Source organism: Streptomyces sp. NPDC016459 (assembly GCF_040632845.1).
Taxonomy (GTDB): Bacteria; Actinomycetota; Actinomycetes; order Streptomycetales; family Streptomycetaceae; genus Streptomyces.
Genome location: NZ_JBEYCR010000001.1, coordinates 289,232 through 305,073, shown reverse-complemented (window position 1 = coordinate 305,073; position 15,842 = coordinate 289,232). Strand labels below are relative to the sequence as shown.

At 70.3% G+C, this 15,842-nt stretch carries 13 protein-coding genes; 12 read left to right on the top strand and 1 reads right to left on the bottom strand.

What is annotated here, in order from left to right:
- The first annotated feature begins 3 nt into the window (after window positions 1-3).
- The 12 genes from murF (at window position 4) to ABZ567_RS01300 (ending at window position 12,471) form a co-directional block, all read left to right on the top strand.
- Complete coding sequence (gene murF / locus ABZ567_RS01355; protein WP_360783130.1) at window positions 4-1,428, top strand: UDP-N-acetylmuramoyl-tripeptide--D-alanyl-D-alanine ligase; 1,425 nt, start codon at window positions 4-6, stop codon at window positions 1,426-1,428.
- Window positions 1,425-2,495, top strand: a complete 1,071-nt coding sequence (mraY, locus tag ABZ567_RS01350; RefSeq protein WP_360783127.1) for a phospho-N-acetylmuramoyl-pentapeptide-transferase — start codon at window positions 1,425-1,427, stop codon at window positions 2,493-2,495. Before murF ends, mraY begins: the two co-directional genes overlap by 4 nt.
- A complete protein-coding gene (murD, locus tag ABZ567_RS01345) occupies window positions 2,477-3,916 on the top strand; it encodes a UDP-N-acetylmuramoyl-L-alanine--D-glutamate ligase (protein ID WP_360783124.1) in 1,440 nt (479 codons plus the stop codon). The genes mraY and murD overlap by 19 nt, the downstream gene beginning before the upstream one ends.
- 55 nt (window positions 3,917-3,971) lie before the next feature.
- Entirely contained in the window at window positions 3,972-5,312 is a 1,341-nt protein-coding gene (gene ftsW / locus ABZ567_RS01340; RefSeq protein ID WP_360783121.1) for a putative lipid II flippase FtsW, read from the top strand.
- A gap of 6 nt (window positions 5,313-5,318) precedes the next feature.
- Complete coding sequence (gene murG, locus ABZ567_RS01335) at window positions 5,319-6,413, top strand: undecaprenyldiphospho-muramoylpentapeptide beta-N-acetylglucosaminyltransferase (RefSeq protein WP_360783118.1); 1,095 nt, start codon at window positions 5,319-5,321, stop codon at window positions 6,411-6,413.
- A gap of 21 nt (window positions 6,414-6,434) precedes the next feature.
- Window positions 6,435-7,238, top strand: coding sequence for an FtsQ-type POTRA domain-containing protein (locus tag ABZ567_RS01330; protein WP_360783117.1), 804 nt, complete (start codon window positions 6,435-6,437; stop codon window positions 7,236-7,238).
- Between the two features lie 279 nt (window positions 7,239-7,517).
- The gene (gene ftsZ / locus ABZ567_RS01325) at window positions 7,518-8,732 is read left to right on the top strand and encodes a cell division protein FtsZ (RefSeq protein WP_360783114.1); all 1,215 of its coding nucleotides are present in this window, start codon (window positions 7,518-7,520) and stop codon (window positions 8,730-8,732) included.
- Window positions 8,729-9,457: a peptidoglycan editing factor PgeF gene (gene pgeF, locus ABZ567_RS01320; protein WP_360783111.1), complete on the top strand. Its 729-nt coding sequence runs from the start codon at window positions 8,729-8,731 to the stop codon at window positions 9,455-9,457. The genes ftsZ and pgeF overlap by 4 nt, the downstream gene beginning before the upstream one ends.
- An 8-nt stretch (window positions 9,458-9,465) precedes the next feature.
- Entirely contained in the window at window positions 9,466-10,185 is a 720-nt protein-coding gene (locus ABZ567_RS01315) for a YggS family pyridoxal phosphate-dependent enzyme (protein ID WP_360783109.1), read from the top strand.
- Window positions 10,186-10,324: 139 nt separating this feature from the next.
- Window positions 10,325-10,945, top strand: coding sequence for a cell division protein SepF (sepF, locus tag ABZ567_RS01310; RefSeq protein ID WP_073806744.1), 621 nt, complete (start codon window positions 10,325-10,327; stop codon window positions 10,943-10,945).
- A gap of 79 nt (window positions 10,946-11,024) precedes the next feature.
- On the top strand, window positions 11,025-11,315 hold the full coding sequence (locus ABZ567_RS01305; RefSeq protein WP_017238790.1) for a YggT family protein: 291 nt from the start codon (window positions 11,025-11,027) through the stop codon (window positions 11,313-11,315).
- Between the two features lie 55 nt (window positions 11,316-11,370).
- Complete coding sequence (locus ABZ567_RS01300) at window positions 11,371-12,471, top strand: DivIVA domain-containing protein (protein ID WP_360783105.1); 1,101 nt, start codon at window positions 11,371-11,373, stop codon at window positions 12,469-12,471.
- A 171-nt stretch (window positions 12,472-12,642) separates the two neighbouring features.
- On the opposite strand, the gene ileS is transcribed toward ABZ567_RS01300, so the two are convergent.
- Window positions 12,643-15,780, bottom strand: coding sequence for an isoleucine--tRNA ligase (gene ileS / locus ABZ567_RS01295; protein ID WP_360783102.1), 3,138 nt, complete (start codon window positions 15,778-15,780; stop codon window positions 12,643-12,645).
- Between the last annotated feature and the right edge of the window lie 62 nt (window positions 15,781-15,842).

Sequence of the window (15,842 nt, the reverse complement as noted above, 5' to 3'; positions counted from 1 at the left end):
GCAGTGATCGCCCTCTCCCTCGCCGAGATCGCCGAAATCGTCGGCGGGCAGGCGCACGACATACCGGATCCGGCCGCCCGGATCACCGGGCCCGTCGTCATCGACTCCCGCGAGGTGCGGGCCGGCAGCCTCTTCGTGGCCTTCGCCGGTGAGAACGTCGACGGCCACGACTACGCGGAGCGGGCCGTCGCCGCGGGTGCGACGGCCGTCCTGGCCGCCCGCCCCGTCGGTGTCCCCGCCCTCGTCGTGGACGACGTCCAGACCGCTCTGGGAGCCCTCGCCCGCGCGGTCGTCGAACGGCTCGGCACCGATGTCGTCGCCCTCACCGGCTCGGCGGGCAAGACGTCCACCAAGGACCTGATCGCGCAGGTCCTCGACCGGCACGCGCCCACGGTGTGGACGCCCGGCTCGCTCAACAACGAGATCGGCCTGCCGCTGACCGCGCTGAAGGCGACCGACGAGACCCGGCACCTGGTCCTGGAGATGGGCGCCCGCGGCATCGGGCACATCCGCTACCTCACCGGCCTCACCCCGCCGCGGATCGGACTCGTCCTCAACGTGGGTACCGCCCACATCGGCGAGTTCGGCGGTCGGGAGCAGATCGCCCAGGCCAAGGGCGAGCTCGTCGAGGCGCTGCCGTCGGCCGAGGAGGGCGGGGTGGCGGTCCTCAACGCCGACGACCCGCTCGTCCGCGCGATGGCGAGCCGCACCAAGGCCCGCGTGATCCTGTTCGGCGAAGCGGACGAAGCGGCCGTACGGGCCGAGAACGTCCGCGTCACAGCGACCGGGCAGCCCTCTTTCCTCCTTCACACACCCACCGGGTGCAGTGACGTGACCTTGCGCCTGTACGGTGAGCACCACGTGTCGAACGCGCTCGCAGCGGCCGCCGTCGCGCACGAGTTGGGCATGCCTGTCGAGGAGATCGCCACCGCGCTCTCCGAGGCCGGCACCCTGTCGCGCTGGCGCATGGAGGTCACCGAGCGTCCGGACGGCGTGACGATCGTCAACGACGCCTACAACGCGAACCCCGAGTCCATGCGAGCCGCCCTGCGCGCGCTCGCGTCCATGGGCAGGGCCGCACAGGCCCGAGGGGCTCGTACGTGGGCGGTGCTCGGCAAGATGGCCGAGCTCGGTGACGCATCGCTCGTCGAGCACGACGCGGTCGGACGGCTCGCCGTCCGGCTCAACGTCAGCAAGCTCGTCGCGGTCGGGGACAGGGAAGCGTCCTGGCTGCAACTGGGCGCATATAACGAGGGTTCGTGGGGTGAGGAGTCGGTGCACGTGTCCGACGCGCAGGCGGCTGTCGACCTGTTGCGCAGTGAGCTGCGTCCGGGGGACGTCGTCCTTGTGAAGGCTTCCAGGTCGGTCGGTCTGGAGCAGGTCGCCCTTGCTCTCCTCGACACCGAGGGTGAGGTCACCGGCCGATGAGGCAGATCCTCTTCGCGGGGGCCATCGGGCTCTTCCTGACCCTGATCGGCACCCCGCTGCTCATCAAGCTCCTCGCGCGCAAGGGGTACGGGCAGTTCATCCGGGACGACGGCCCGCGCGGGCACGCCGGGAAGAAGGGCACGCCCACCATGGGCGGCATCTCCTTCATCCTGGCCACGCTCATCGCGTACGCCCTGGCCAAGGTCATCACCGGCGAGCCCGTCTCGTACTCCGGGATCCTGGTCCTCTTCCTGATGGCCGGCATGGGTCTGGTCGGCTTCCTCGACGACTACATCAAGATCGTCAAGCAGCGGTCGCTCGGCCTGCGGGCCAAGGCGAAGATGGCCGGACAGCTGATCGTGGGCATCGCCTTCGCGGTGCTCGCGCTCCAGTTCTCCGACTCGCGCGGTCTCGCCCCGGCCTCCATGAAGCTCTCCTTCATCACGGACTTCGGCTGGTCCATCGGCCCGGTGCTCTTCGTGGTCTGGGCGCTCTTCATGATCCTGGCCATGTCCAACGGCGTGAACCTGACGGACGGTCTGGACGGTCTGGCCACCGGCGCCTCGGTGATGGTCTTCGGCGCGTACACCTTCATCGGGCTCTGGCAGTTCCAGGAGTCCTGTGCGAACGCCCTCACCCTGACCAACCCCAACGCCTGCTTCGAGGTGCGCGACCCGCTCGACCTCGCGGTCGTCGCCTCCGCGCTGATGGGCTCCTGCTTCGGCTTCCTCTGGTGGAACACCTCACCCGCCAAGATCTTCATGGGTGACACCGGTTCGCTCGCCCTCGGCGGCGCCCTCGCCGGTCTCGCCATCTGCTCCCGTACGGAGCTGCTGATCGCCCTGCTCGGCGGCCTGTTCGTGCTGATCACGATGTCCGTGGTCATCCAGGTCGGCTCGTTCAAGATGACCGGCAAGCGCGTCTTCCGGATGGCACCCCTCCAGCACCACTTCGAACTCAAGGGGTGGTCCGAGGTCCTTGTCGTCGTCCGGTTCTGGATCATCCAGGGCATGTGCGTGATCGTGGGCCTGGGCCTCTTCTACGCGGGATGGGCATCGTCGAAGTGACAGAACAGCTCGACTGGAACGGCAGGAACGTCACCGTCGCGGGGCTCGGGGTGTCGGGCATCCCGGCCGCCCGCGTCCTGCACGGGCTCGGCGCGCGGGTGACCGTCGTCAACGACGGCGACGACGAGCGCTCGCGGGAGCAGGCCGCCGAGCTGGAGGCGGAGGGCATCACCGTCCGCCTCGGCGACGGGGCGACCCTGCCGGCCGGTACCGAGCTGATCGTCACCACCCCCGGCTGGCGGCCCGACAAGCCGCTGTTCACGGCCGCCGCCGAGGCGGGCGTGGAGGTCTGGGGCGACGTCGAACTCGCATGGCGGCTCAGGGGCGCCGACGCGGCCCCCTGGCTGGCCGTCACCGGCACCAACGGCAAGACCACGACCGTACGGATGCTCGCCTCGATCCTGGAGGCGGCCGGACTGCGGACCGCCGCCGTCGGCAACATCGGGGTCTCGCTCCTCGACGCCGTCCTCGGCGAGGAGCGGTACGACGTGCTCGCCGTCGAACTCTCCAGCTACCAGCTCCACTGGGCGCCGTCCGTCCGCGTCCACTCGGCCGCCGTGCTCAACCTGGCGCCCGACCACCTCGACTGGCACGGCTCCATGGAGGCGTACGCCGCCGACAAGGGCCGGATCTACGCGGGCAACCAGGTCGCGTGCGTCTACAACGTCGCGGACAGGGCGACCGAGGACCTGGTCCGCGAGGCCGACGTCGAGGAGGGCTGCCGGGCCATCGGCTTCACCCTCGGCACCCCCGGCCCGTCCGAACTGGGCGTCGTCGAGGGCATCCTCGTCGACCGGGCCTTCGTCGAGAACCGGCAGAAGAACGCCCAGGAGCTGGCCGAGGTCGCCGACGTGCAGCCGCCGGCCCCGCACAACATCGCCAACGCGCTCGCCGCCGCCGCCCTCGCCCGCGCCTTCGGCGTCGACGCGAAGGCCGTACGGGACGGGCTGAAGGCCTTCCGGCCCGACCCCCACCGCATCGAACTGGTCGAGGAGGTCCAGGGAGTCACGTACGTCGACGACTCCAAGGCCACCAACACCCACGCGGCACAAGCCTCGTTGGCGGCCTATGACCCGATCGTCTGGATCGCCGGCGGACTCGCCAAGGGCGCGACCTTCGACGAGCTCGTCCAGAAGTCGGCGAAGCGCTTGCGCGGCGCCGTCCTGATCGGAGCCGACCGCGCCCTCGTCCGCGAAGCCCTGGCGCGACACGCCCCGGAGGTCCCGGTGGTGGACCTCGACCGGACCGACACTGGGGCGATGTCCGAGGCGGTCCGCGAGGCGGCCCGGCTGGCCCGCCCGGGAGACACGGTGCTCCTGGCCCCGGCCTGCGCCTCGATGGACATGTACACCAACTACAACAAGCGCGGCGAGGCCTTCGCGGACGCGGTCCGCGCCCTCGCCGCCACCGGGGACGCCTGACCTGACCACTGGGAAGGTCCGGCAGGACCGGGCTCGACCAAAGGGGGCAGCGACCATGCCGAGCAAGATCGCCGGGACACGCCGGCCTTCCGCCGTACGCGGCGGAGGGCGGTCCCCCGCGCCCCTGCGGCGGGTGCGCGGGGGAGGCGTACGGGGCCTTCGCGAGCGGGTGCTGAAGGCCTGGGACCGGCCGCTCACGGCGTACTACGTGATCATCGGCGCGGCTCTGCTCATCACCATGCTCGGCCTGGTGATGGTCTACTCCGCCTCGATGATCACGGCGCTCCGCTACGAGCTGGTGCCGTCCTACTTCTTCCGCAAGCAGTTCTTCGCCGCGCTGCTCGGCACCGGACTGCTGCTCCTCGCCTCCCGGATGCCGGTGAAGCTGCACCGGGCGCTCGCCTATCCGATCCTGGTCGGTGCGGTCTTCCTGATGGTGCTCGTGCAGATCCCCGGGATAGGGCACTCCGTCGGCGGCAACCAGAACTGGATCTCGCTGGGCGGCCCCTTCATGCTCCAGCCGAGCGAGTTCGGCAAGCTGGCGCTGATCCTCTGGGGCGCCGACCTGCTCGCCCGCAAGCAGGACATGAAGCTGCTCACCCAGTGGAAGCACATGCTGGTGCCGCTGGTCCCCGGCGCCTTCATGCTCCTCGGGCTCATCATGCTCGGCGGCGACATGGGCACCACGATCATTCTCACGGCGATCCTGTTCGGCCTGCTGTGGACGGCCGGAGCGCCCACCCGGCTCTTCGTCGGCGTGCTCACGGTGGCCGGCGCGATCGGTGTGCTGCTCATCAAGACGAGCGCGAACCGGATGAAGCGCTTCGACTGCATCGGAGCCTCCGACCCCGGTGGGGAGGGAGCCCCCTGCCTCCAGGCCGCGCACGGAATCTACGCTCTGGCCTCGGGTGGCTGGTTCGGTTCCGGACTCGGTGCGAGCATCGAGAAATGGGGCCAACTGCCGGAAGCCCACACCGACTTCATCTTCGCGGTCACCGGTGAGGAACTGGGTCTCGCGGGGACGTTGTCGGTACTCGCCCTGTTCGCGGCTCTAGGCTATGCGGGTATCCGCGTGGCCGGAGGCACGGAGGACCCCTTCGTGAGGTTCGCCGCGGGAGGTGTGACCACCTGGATCACGGCTCAGGCCGTGATCAACATGGGTGCGGTGCTCGGCCTGCTGCCGATCGCCGGGGTCCCGCTCCCGTTGTTCTCCTACGGTGGGTCGGCCCTGCTGCCGACCATGTTCGCCGTCGGGCTCCTCATCGCCTTCGCGCGACAGGAACCCGCCGCGAAAGCGGCCCTGGCCATGCGCCGCCCCGGCTGGGGTAAGCGGGCCGGGGTGAGATGGAAGTCGATGCGACGGCGCGTCAAGAAGCGCCCGTCCGGAGAGCGGTGAATTTCGGTGCATGTCGTACTCGCCGGCGGGGGGACCGCCGGCCACATCGAGCCCGCGCTGGCCCTCGCGGACGCCCTGCGCAGGCAGGACCCCAGCGTGGGAATCACGGCGCTCGGCACGGAGAAGGGTCTGGAGACCCGGCTCGTGCCCGAGCGGGGCTACGAGTTGGCCCTCATCCCCGCCGTACCGCTGCCCCGCAAGCCCACCCCCGAGCTGATCACCGTCCCCGGACGGCTGCGCGGCACGATCAAGGCGGCCGAGCAGGTCCTGGAGCGCACCAGGGCGGACTGCGTGGTCGGCTTCGGCGGCTACGTGGCGCTGCCCGGCTATCTCGCGGCCAAGCGCCTCGGGGTGCCCATCGTGGTCCACGAGGCCAACGCCAGGCCCGGTCTCGCCAACAAGATCGGTTCGCGGTACGCGGCCGGGGTCGCCGTCGCCACCCCCGACAGCAAGCTCCGCAACGCCCGCTACATCGGCATCCCGCTGCGGCACACCATCGCGACCCTCGACCGGGCGCGGGTGCGTCCCGAGGCGCGCGCGGCCTTCGGCCTCGACCCGAACCTGCCGACGCTGCTCGTGTCCGGCGGTTCGCAGGGCGCCCGGCGGCTCAACGAGGTCGTCCAGCAGATCGCCCCGGTGCTCCAGCGCTCGGGCATCCAGATCCTGCACGCGGTCGGCCCCAAGAACGAGATGCCGCGCGTCGACAACATGCCCGGAATGCCGCCCTACGTACCGGTACCGTACGTGGACCGGATGGACCTCGCGTACGCCGCGGCCGACATGATGCTCTGCCGTGCGGGCGCGATGACCGTCGCCGAGCTCTCCGCCGTCGGGTTGCCGGCGGCGTACGTCCCGCTGCCCATCGGCAACGGCGAACAGCGACTCAACGCGCAGCCGGTGGTCAAGGCCGGCGGTGGACTCCTCGTCGACGACGCGGAGCTGACGCCGCAGTGGGTGCAGAGCAACGTCCTGCCCGTACTGGCCGATCCGCACCGGTTGTACGAGATGTCCCGTGCCGCCGCCGAGTTCGGCCGCCGGGACGCCGACGACCTGCTCGTCGGCATGGTGTACGAGGCGATCGCCGCCCGCCGACAGGCGTAGCGGCGGCGAAAGGCGGGAAGCGTGGCAGCCGGACCGACGACCGCCGAGAAGAGCGGTGCGAGCACGTCGAAGGGGTCGTCGCGGGGTCCGTCCCGTGCGGGCACCCGGAACAGCAAGTTCCGGGTGCCCGGCACCCGGGCGCTCCTGATCGCGTTCGGCGTCCTCGCCCTCGTGGTCGGCGGGGTCTGGGCGCTCTACGGATCGACGTGGTTCCGTGTGGAACATGTGAAGACTTCCGGCGCCGGGGTCCTGACGGCGCGTGAGATCGAGGCGGTCGCCGCCGTCCCGGTGGGCGCCCCGCTCGTCTCGGTCGACACCGACGCCATCGAGGTCCGGCTCCGGCAGCGGCTGACCCGCATCGAGACGGTGACCGTCGTGCGGAACTGGCCGCACGGAATCGGGCTGAACGTGACGGAACGGAAGCCCGTTCTCCTCATCGAAAAGGGCGGAAAGTTCATCGAAGTGGACGCGGCGGGTACCAGGTTCGCCACCGCCGACACCGCCCCCCGGGGCGTCCCCCGGCTCGTCCTCGACAGCGCCTCCTCCCCGAGCCTGCGCCGCTTCCCCGCGGACCGGCTGCTCCGGGAGGCCGTCCGCGTCCGGGGTGAACTCCCGGCGGAAATCGCCCGGGACACTCGTGTCGTACGCGTCACCTCGTACGACTCCGTCACTCTGGAGCTGGCGGGCGGGCGTACTGTCTTCTGGGGCAGCGGCGAGCACGGCCCGGTCAAGGCCCGGGTTCTCACCGCGCTGCTGAAGGCCACTCCCAAAGCGGGGCACTTCGATGTAAGTGCCCCCACCGCGCCCGCATCGTCCGGGAGTTGACGGGTATTACCCCTGGCCAGCACCCTGGTTGGCCAGCGCTACGGGTGATCACATAGGGTGAAAAGAAAAACGGGAGGTTCGGCGTGTTCGTTGAACGTGCGCCGCTTGTCGACTTAGTGTCTCGTTCGGAAGAGTCCAGCGAACAGAGACACTGGTAACCCTAAACTTCAACGTTAGGGTTTGGGTCGGCGTTTCGGACCGTCCCAATCGGCATCCGTCGGAGCGGCGCGACCAACCGCGCACGCGACGACACGTAACTCGAGGCGAGAGGCCTTCGACGTGGCAGCACCGCAGAACTACCTCGCAGTCATCAAGGTCATCGGTGTCGGCGGCGGTGGTGTCAATGCCATCAACCGAATGATCGAGGTCGGTCTCAAGGGCGTCGAGTTCATCGCGATCAACACCGACGCGCAAGCGCTGTTGATGAGCGACGCCGACGTCAAGCTCGACGTCGGCCGTGAACTCACCCGCGGCCTCGGGGCCGGGGCGAACCCGGCCGTCGGTCGCAAGGCGGCAGAGGACCACCGTGAGGAGATCGAGGAGGTCCTCAAGGGGGCCGACATGGTCTTCGTCACCGCAGGCGAAGGCGGCGGGACCGGCACCGGCGGCGCCCCCGTCGTCGCCAACATCGCGCGCTCGCTCGGCGCCCTGACGATCGGTGTGGTCACCCGGCCGTTCACCTTCGAGGGCCGCCGTCGCGCCAACCAGGCGGAGGACGGCATCGCCGAGCTCCGCGAAGAGGTCGACACCCTCATCGTCATCCCCAACGACCGGCTCCTGTCGATCTCGGACCGTCAGGTCTCCGTGCTCGACGCCTTCAAGTCGGCCGACCAGGTGCTGCTGAGCGGTGTCCAGGGCATCACCGACCTCATCACCACCCCGGGTCTGATCAACCTCGACTTCGCCGACGTCAAGTCGGTCATGTCCGAGGCCGGTTCGGCCCTCATGGGCATCGGATCCGCACGCGGCGACGACCGCGCGGTGGCGGCTGCGGAGATGGCGATCTCCTCGCCGCTCCTGGAGGCCTCCATCGACGGCGCCCGTGGCGTGCTGCTCTCCATCTCCGGCGGCAGCGACCTCGGTCTCTTCGAGATCAACGAGGCCGCGCAGCTGGTCAGCGAGGCGGCCCACCCCGAGGCCAACATCATCTTCGGCGCCGTCATCGACGACGCCCTCGGCGACGAGGTCCGGGTCACCGTCATCGCGGCGGGCTTCGACGGCGGACAGCCGCCGGCCCGCCGGGACAACATCATCGGCTCGGTCTCGGCCAAGCGCGAGGAGCCGGCCCCGGCACCCCGTCACACCGAGACCTCCCGCCCGCTCGGCGGCCTCGGCACGGTCGCCCCGCGCGAGGAGCCGGCCCCGGCTCCGGCCGAGCCCGCCCCTGCGGTCAACGAGACCCCGCTGTCGCCGGCCCCGCCGGTCGTCCCGCCGGCCCGCCCGTACGGGGACAGCCAGGCCGAAGAGCTGGACGTCCCGGACTTCCTGAAGTGATAGGACAGCGCTTCGACGCGAACGGCGCGCACTTCGCCTTCACCGACAGGTGGGGCGGGGTGAGCGCCGTTCCGTATGCGGAGCTCAACCTGGGCGGCGCGGTGGGGGACGCCCCCGGGGCCGTGACCACCAACCGGGCGCGCGCGGCAGGCGCCCTCGGGCTCGACCCGGCGCGGGTGGTCTGGATGAACCAGGTGCACGGCGCGGACGTCGCCGAAGTCGACGGACCGTGGACCACCGCCGAGATCCCGGCCGTGGACGCGCTCGTCACCACCCGGCGAGGGCTCGGCCTCGCCGTCCTCACCGCGGACTGCGTCCCGGTCCTCCTCGCGGACCCGGTCGCCGAAGTCGTCGCCGCCGCCCACGCGGGGCGTCCCGGCATGGTGGCGGGAATCGTCCCGGCCGCGGTCGCGGCCATGATCGAACTGGGCGCCGAGCCCGCCCGTATCGTCGCCCGCACCGGCCCGGCCGTCTGCGGGCGCTGCTACGAGGTTCCGGAGGCGATGCGGGCCGAGGTCGCCGAGACCGAACCCGCCGCCTGGGCCGAGACGAGCTGGGGCACCCCGGCCGTCGACGTCGTCGCCGGCGTGCACGCCCAGCTCGAACGGCTCGGCGTCGGGGACCGGGGGGCCAGTACGGTCTGCACCCGGGAATCCGGTGACCACTACTCGTACCGCCGCGATCGCACCACGGGGCGACTCGCGGGATATGTCTGGTTGGACTGAGAAGAGACATGACGGACCGCACGTCGGAACTGGCCGAGAACCTGGCCCGGGTGGAGGAGCGCATCGGCGCGGCCTGCGCCGCGGCCGGGCGCGCGCGGGAAGAGGTGACGCTCATCGTGGTCACCAAGACCTACCCCGCGAGCGACGTGAGAATCCTCCACGGACTCGGTGTGCGGAACGTCGCCGAGAACCGGGACCAGGACGCCGCCCCCAAGGCGGCCGCTTGTGCCGACCTTGATCTGACCTGGCACTTCGTGGGTCAGTTGCAGACCAACAAGGTCAGATCCGTGGTGGGTTATGCCGATGTGGTGCAGTCCGTCGACCGCTTGAAGCTCGTTTCGTCCCTCTCCGCGGCCGCGGAGAGGGAGGGCCGCGAGCTCGGCTGTCTCCTCCAGGTCGCGCTCGACGCCGAGTCCGGTGAGCGCGGTGACCGCGGCGGCGTCGCTCCGGACGGGATCGAGGAGTTGGCGGCCGCGGTCGAGGCGGCCTCCGGTCTTCGGCTCGGCGGACTGATGACGGTCGCCCCGCTGGCCGGCCCGTACGCCGGAAGGCAACGCGCGGCCTTCGACCGGCTGATGGATTTGTCGACTGCCCTGCGCGCGACCCGTCCGGCTGCGAACATGGTGTCGGCAGGGATGAGTGCGGACCTCGAGGAGGCCGTCGCGGCCGGGGCGACACATGTACGCGTCGGTACGGCGGTACTCGGCGTCCGCCCGAAGCTCGGGTAACGTCGCGAAGCAGGTCGGACCACAGCAGAAAATATGGTCATTTCGCAGAACGGCGGAATGGCCCGTGGATCGCGGGCACTTGGTGACGCTGCGACATTGGCCAGTAGGGCGATCCACCACAGAGCGGAGGACTCAGAGAATGGCCGGCGCGATGCGCAAGATGGCGGTCTACCTCGGCCTCGTGGAGGACGATGGGTACGACGGCCGGGGCTTCGACCCCGACGACGACTTCGAACCCGAGCTGGAGCCGGAACCCGAGCGTGAACGGCGCCACACCCCGCCGCGCCAGGTCGAGCGTGAGGAACCGGTGCGAGTGGTACAGCCCCCGGCTCCCCGGGAACCGCTCGCCCATTCCGTCCCGGTACTCGCCGAAAGTGGACGTCCGGCCCGAATTGCCCCCGTGGCATCCATCACACCCGAACGCCCGAGCATGGAGAAGAACGCACCGGTGATCATGCCCAAGGTCGTGTCCGAGCGGGAGCCCTACCGCATCACCACGTTGCACCCGCGGACCTACAACGAGGCCCGTACCATCGGGGAACACTTCCGTGAGGGCACCCCGGTGATCATGAATCTCACGGAGATGGACGACACGGACGCGAAGCGACTTGTCGACTTTGCCGCCGGACTCGTCTTCGGGCTCCATGGCAGCATTGAGCGCGTGACGCAGAAGGTGTTCCTGTTGTCGCCTGCTAACGTCGATGTCACGGCGGAGGACAAGGCCCGGATCGCAGAGGGCGGATTCTTCAACCAGAGCTGAGAACACGAGAACCGGACGGACCGACCGCGAAGCGGCCGGACGAGCAAGAGCATGAACACAGGGGAGAGGGAAACGCGGGATGGGCGTCGCACTACAGGTGGTCTACATCGTTCTGATGTGCTTCCTCGTCCTCCTGATCGTCCGACTCGTCATGGACTACGTCTTCCAGTTCGCCCGTTCATGGCAACCCGGTAAGGCGATGGTGGTCGTCCTTGAGGCCACCTACACTGTCACCGATCCACCGCTCAAGCTTCTGCGGCGACTCATCCCGCCGCTGCGTCTCGGGGGCGTGGCACTCGACCTGTCCTTCTTCGTTCTGATGATCATTGTCTACATCCTGATCTCCATCGTGAGCAGCTTCGCGAGGTGAATGTGGACGATACGGTCTTGCCGACTGCCGACGACTACGTAGAGGTGAAGAAGAGATGCCGCTGACCCCCGAGGACGTGCGGAACAAGCAGTTCACGACCGTCCGCCTCCGAGAAGGCTATGACGAGGACGAGGTCGATGCCTTCCTCGACGAGGTCGAGGCCGAGCTGAACCGCCTGCTCCGCGAGAACGAGGACCTGCGCGCCAAGCTGGCCGCCGCGACGCGTGCCGCCGCGCAGAACCAGCAGCAGCAGGGGATGCGCAAGCCCCCGGAGCAGCAGGATCGTCCCGTCGGTCCCGGCGCTCCCGTGCCCGCTGCCATATCCGGACCGCCGGTCCAGCAGCAGCAGCCGCCGCAGATGGGCCCGCCGCAGCTGCCGTCCGGTGCCCCGCAGCTTCCCGCGGGCCCCATGCAGGGCGGCCCGATGGGTCCCGGCCCGATGCAGGGCGGCCCCATGGGCCACCCGCAGCAGCAGCAGCAGATGCAGCAGCAGATGCAGCAGCAGCAGATGCAGCAGCAGATGCCCCCGCAGATGCAGCAGCAGCAGCCTGCCCAGGGTCCCGGCGGCGACAGTGCCGCACGTGTCCTCTCGCTGGCCCAGCAGACCGCCGACCAGGCGATCGCCGAGGCCCGTTCCGAGGCCAACAAGATCGTCGGCGAGGCGCGCTCGCGCGCCGAGGGCCTGGAGCGGGACGCCCGCGCCAAGGCGGACGCGCTGGAGCGGGACGCGCAGGAGAAGCACCGCGTCGCGATGGGTTCCCTGGAGTCCGCCCGTGCCACGCTCGAGCGCAAGGTCGAGGACCTGCGCGGCTTCGAGCGCGAGTACCGCACGCGGCTGAAGTCGTACCTGGAGTCGCAGCTGCGTCAGCTGGAGACCCAGGCCGACGACTCGCTGGCTCCGCCGCGGACTCCGGCCGCGGCCTCGCTGCCGCCGGCCCCGTCGATGGCCTCGGCCGGCGCGGGTGCCCCGTCCTACGGCAACGGCTCGATGGGTGGTGCGCCGTCCATGGGTGGCGCCCCCTCCTACGGTGGTCAGCAGCAGATGTCCCCGGCCATGACCCAGCCGATGGCTCCGGTCCGGCCGCAGGCACCGCAGCCGATGCAGCAGGCGCCGGCGCCGATGCGGGGCTTCCTGATCGACGAGGACGACAACTGACGGCGGGTGGTCGCGCGATGAGCGCGTAGCCGTCGGCAGGCTAGAAGGGCCGGTTCCCTCCGGGGGACCGGCCCTTCGCCGTGCGCCGGGCTCCGTCCCCGCGTGCTCGCGACGGGGGGTACGGCGAAGGGCCCGGCGCCCCCAGGGGGTGCCGGGCCCTTCGGGTCGTGCCTACGCCTTGCGGAGTCGGAACGTCAGGCCCAGGACGTCGTCCGTGAAGGGGGCGCCGTACGTGGTGTCCGCCTCGCCCTCCGCGTGGTCCGTCGCCAGGACCTCGTCCGCGATCAGCTCCGCGTGAGCCGTCAGGGCCTCCGTCGTCTCCGGGGAGTCGGCCTGCCAGCGCAGGGCGATCCGGTCGGACACGTCCAGGCCGCTGTTCTTGCGGGCCTCCTGGATCAGGCGGATCGCGTCACGGGCGAGGCCGGCGCGGCGCAGCTCCGGGGTGATCTCCAGGTCCAGGGCGACCGTCGCGCCCGCGTCGGAGGCGACCGACCAGCCTTCCCGCGGGGTCTCCGTGATGATGACCTCCTCGGGGGTGACGGTGATCGTCTCGCCGTTCACCTCCAGGGTCGCCTCGCCGGAGCGCAGGGCCAGGGAGAGCGCCGCCGCGTCGGCCGCCGCGACCGCCTTGGCGACGTCCTGGACGCCCTTGCCGAACCGCTTGCCGAGGGAGCGGAAGTTCGCCTTCGCCGTCGTGTCGACGAGCGAGCCGCCCACCTCCGAAAGGGACGCCAGGGAGCTGACGTTCAGCTCCTCGGTGATCTGGGCCTGGAGGTCGGGGGAGAGGGCGGTGAAGCCCGTCGCCGCGACCAGGGCCCGGGAGAGGGGCTGGCGGGTCTTCACGCCCGACTCCGCCCGCGTCGCCCGGCCCAGCTCGACCAGGCGCCGGACCAGGAGCATCTGCTCCGAGAGCGTCTTGTCGATCCGGGCCGTGTCCGCCTCGGGCCAGGTGGCCAGGTGCACGGACTCCGGGGCCTCGGGCGTCACCGGCACCACCAGGTCCTGCCAGACCCGCTCGGTGATGAACGGGGTCAGCGGGGCCATCAGGCGGGTGACCGTCTCGACCACGTCGTGGAGGGTGCGCAGGGCCGCCTTGTCGCCCTGCCAGAAACGGCGGCGGGAGCGGCGCACGTACCAGTTGGACAGGTCGTCGACGAAGGACGAGATCAGCTTGCCGGTGCGCTGGGTGTCGTACGACTCCATCGCCTCGGTGACGTCGGCCACCAGGGTGTGGAGCTCCGAGAGGAGCCAGCGGTCGAGGACCGGGCGGTCGGCCGGGGCCGGGTCCGCGGCGCTCGGGGCCCAGCCCGCGGTCCGCGCGTACAGGGCCTGGAAGGCGACGGTGTTCCAGTACGTCAGGAGGGTCTTGCGGACGACCTCCTGGATGGTGCCGTGGCCGACCCGGCGCGCCGCCCACGGCGAGCCGCCGGCCGCCATGAACCAGCGGACGGCGTCGGCGCCGTGCTGGTCCATCAGCGGGATGGGCTGGAGGATGTTCCCCAGGTGCTTGGACATCTTGCGGCCGTCCTCGGCGAGGATGTGGCCGAGGCAGACCACGTTCTCGTACGAGGACTTGTCGAAGACGAGGGTGCCGACCGCCATGAGGGTGTAGAACCACCCGCGGGTCTGGTCGATCGCCTCGGAGATGAACTGCGCCGGGTACCGGGACTCGAACAGTTCCTTGTTCTCGTACGGGTAGCCGTACTGCGCGAACGGCATGGAACCCGAGTCGTACCAGGCGTCGATGACCTCCGGCACGCGCGTGGCCGTCTTCGAGCAGCTCGGGCACGGGAAGGTGACCGCGTCGATGTACGGGCGGTGCGGGTCCAGCTCCGACTGGTCGGTGCCGGTCAGCTCGGTCAGCTCGGCGCGCGAGCCCACGCACGTGAGGTGGCCGTCCTCGCAGCGCCAGATCGGCAGCGGGGTGCCCCAGTAGCGGTTGCGGGAGAGCGCCCAGTCGACGTTGTTGGTGAGCCAGTCGCCGAAGCGGCCGTGCTTGACCGAGTCGGGGAACCAGTTCGTCTTCTCGTTCTCGGCGAGCAGGCGGTCCTTGACGGCGGTCGTCCGGATGTACCAGGACGGCTGCGCGTAGTACAGCAGGGCCGTGTGGCAGCGCCAGCAGTGCGGGTAGCTGTGCTCGTACGCGATGTGCCGGAAGAGCAGCCCGCGCGCGTCCAGGTCGGCGGTGAGCGCCTCGTCGGCCTTCTTGAAGAAGACGCCGCCGACCAGCGGCACGTCCTCCTCGAAGGTGCCGTCGGGGCGGACCGGGTTCACGACCGGCAGGCCGTACGCCTTGCAGACCTTGAGGTCGTCCTCACCGAAGGCGGGGGACTGGTGGACCAGACCCGTACCGTCCTCGGTCGTCACGTACTCGGCGTTGACGACGTAGTGCGCCGGGGCGTCGAAGGGGACCAGCTCGAAGGGGCGCTGGTAGGTCCAGCGCTCCATCTCCGCGCCGGTGAAGGACTCGCCGGTGGTGACCCAGCCCTCGCCGAGCGCCTTCTCGAGCAGCGGCTGCGCGACGACGACCCGCTCGTCGCCGTCGGTGGCGACGACATAGGTGACCTCGGGGTGGGCGGCGACCGCCGTGTTGGACACCAGGGTCCACGGGGTCGTCGTCCAGACGAGGAGCGCCGCCTTCCCGGCCAGCGGGCCGGAGGTCAGCGGGAAGCGGACGTAGACGGAGGGGTCGACGACCGTCTCGTAGCCCTGGGCCAGCTCGTGGTCGGAGAGGCCGGTGCCGCAGCGGGGGCACCAGGGGGCGACCCGGTGGTCCTGGACGAGGAGGTCCTTGTCGAAGATCTGCTTCAGCGACCACCACACCGACTCGATGTACGAGGGGTCCATGGTCCGGTACGCGTCGTCGAGGTCGACCCAGTAACCCATGCGGGTCGTCAGCTCGGCGAACGCGTCGGTGTGCCGGGTCACCGACTCGCGGCACTTGTCGTTGAACTCGGCGATGCCGTAGGCCTCGATGTCCTTCTTGCCGGAGAAGCCGAGCTCCTTCTCGACGGCGAGCTCGACCGGCAGGCCGTGGCAGTCCCAGCCGGCCTTGCGGGCCACGTGGTAGCCGCGCATGGTCCGGAAGCGGGGGAACACGTCCTTGAAGACGCGGGCCTCGATGTGGTGCGCGCCGGGCATGCCGTTGGCGGTGGGCGGGCCTTCGTAGAACACCCACTCGGGGCGTCCTTCGGACTGCTCGAGGGTCTTGGCGAAGATCTTGTTCTCCTGCCAGAGATCGAGCACGGCGTGCTCCATCGCGGGCAGGTCGACCTGGGCGGGCACCTGGCGGTACTGCGGCGGTGTCATCGAGTTCCTCCGGCGGACTGTCGTCGTTCCGTCCGGAGGGACGAGAGCGCTGCTCCCGCGGT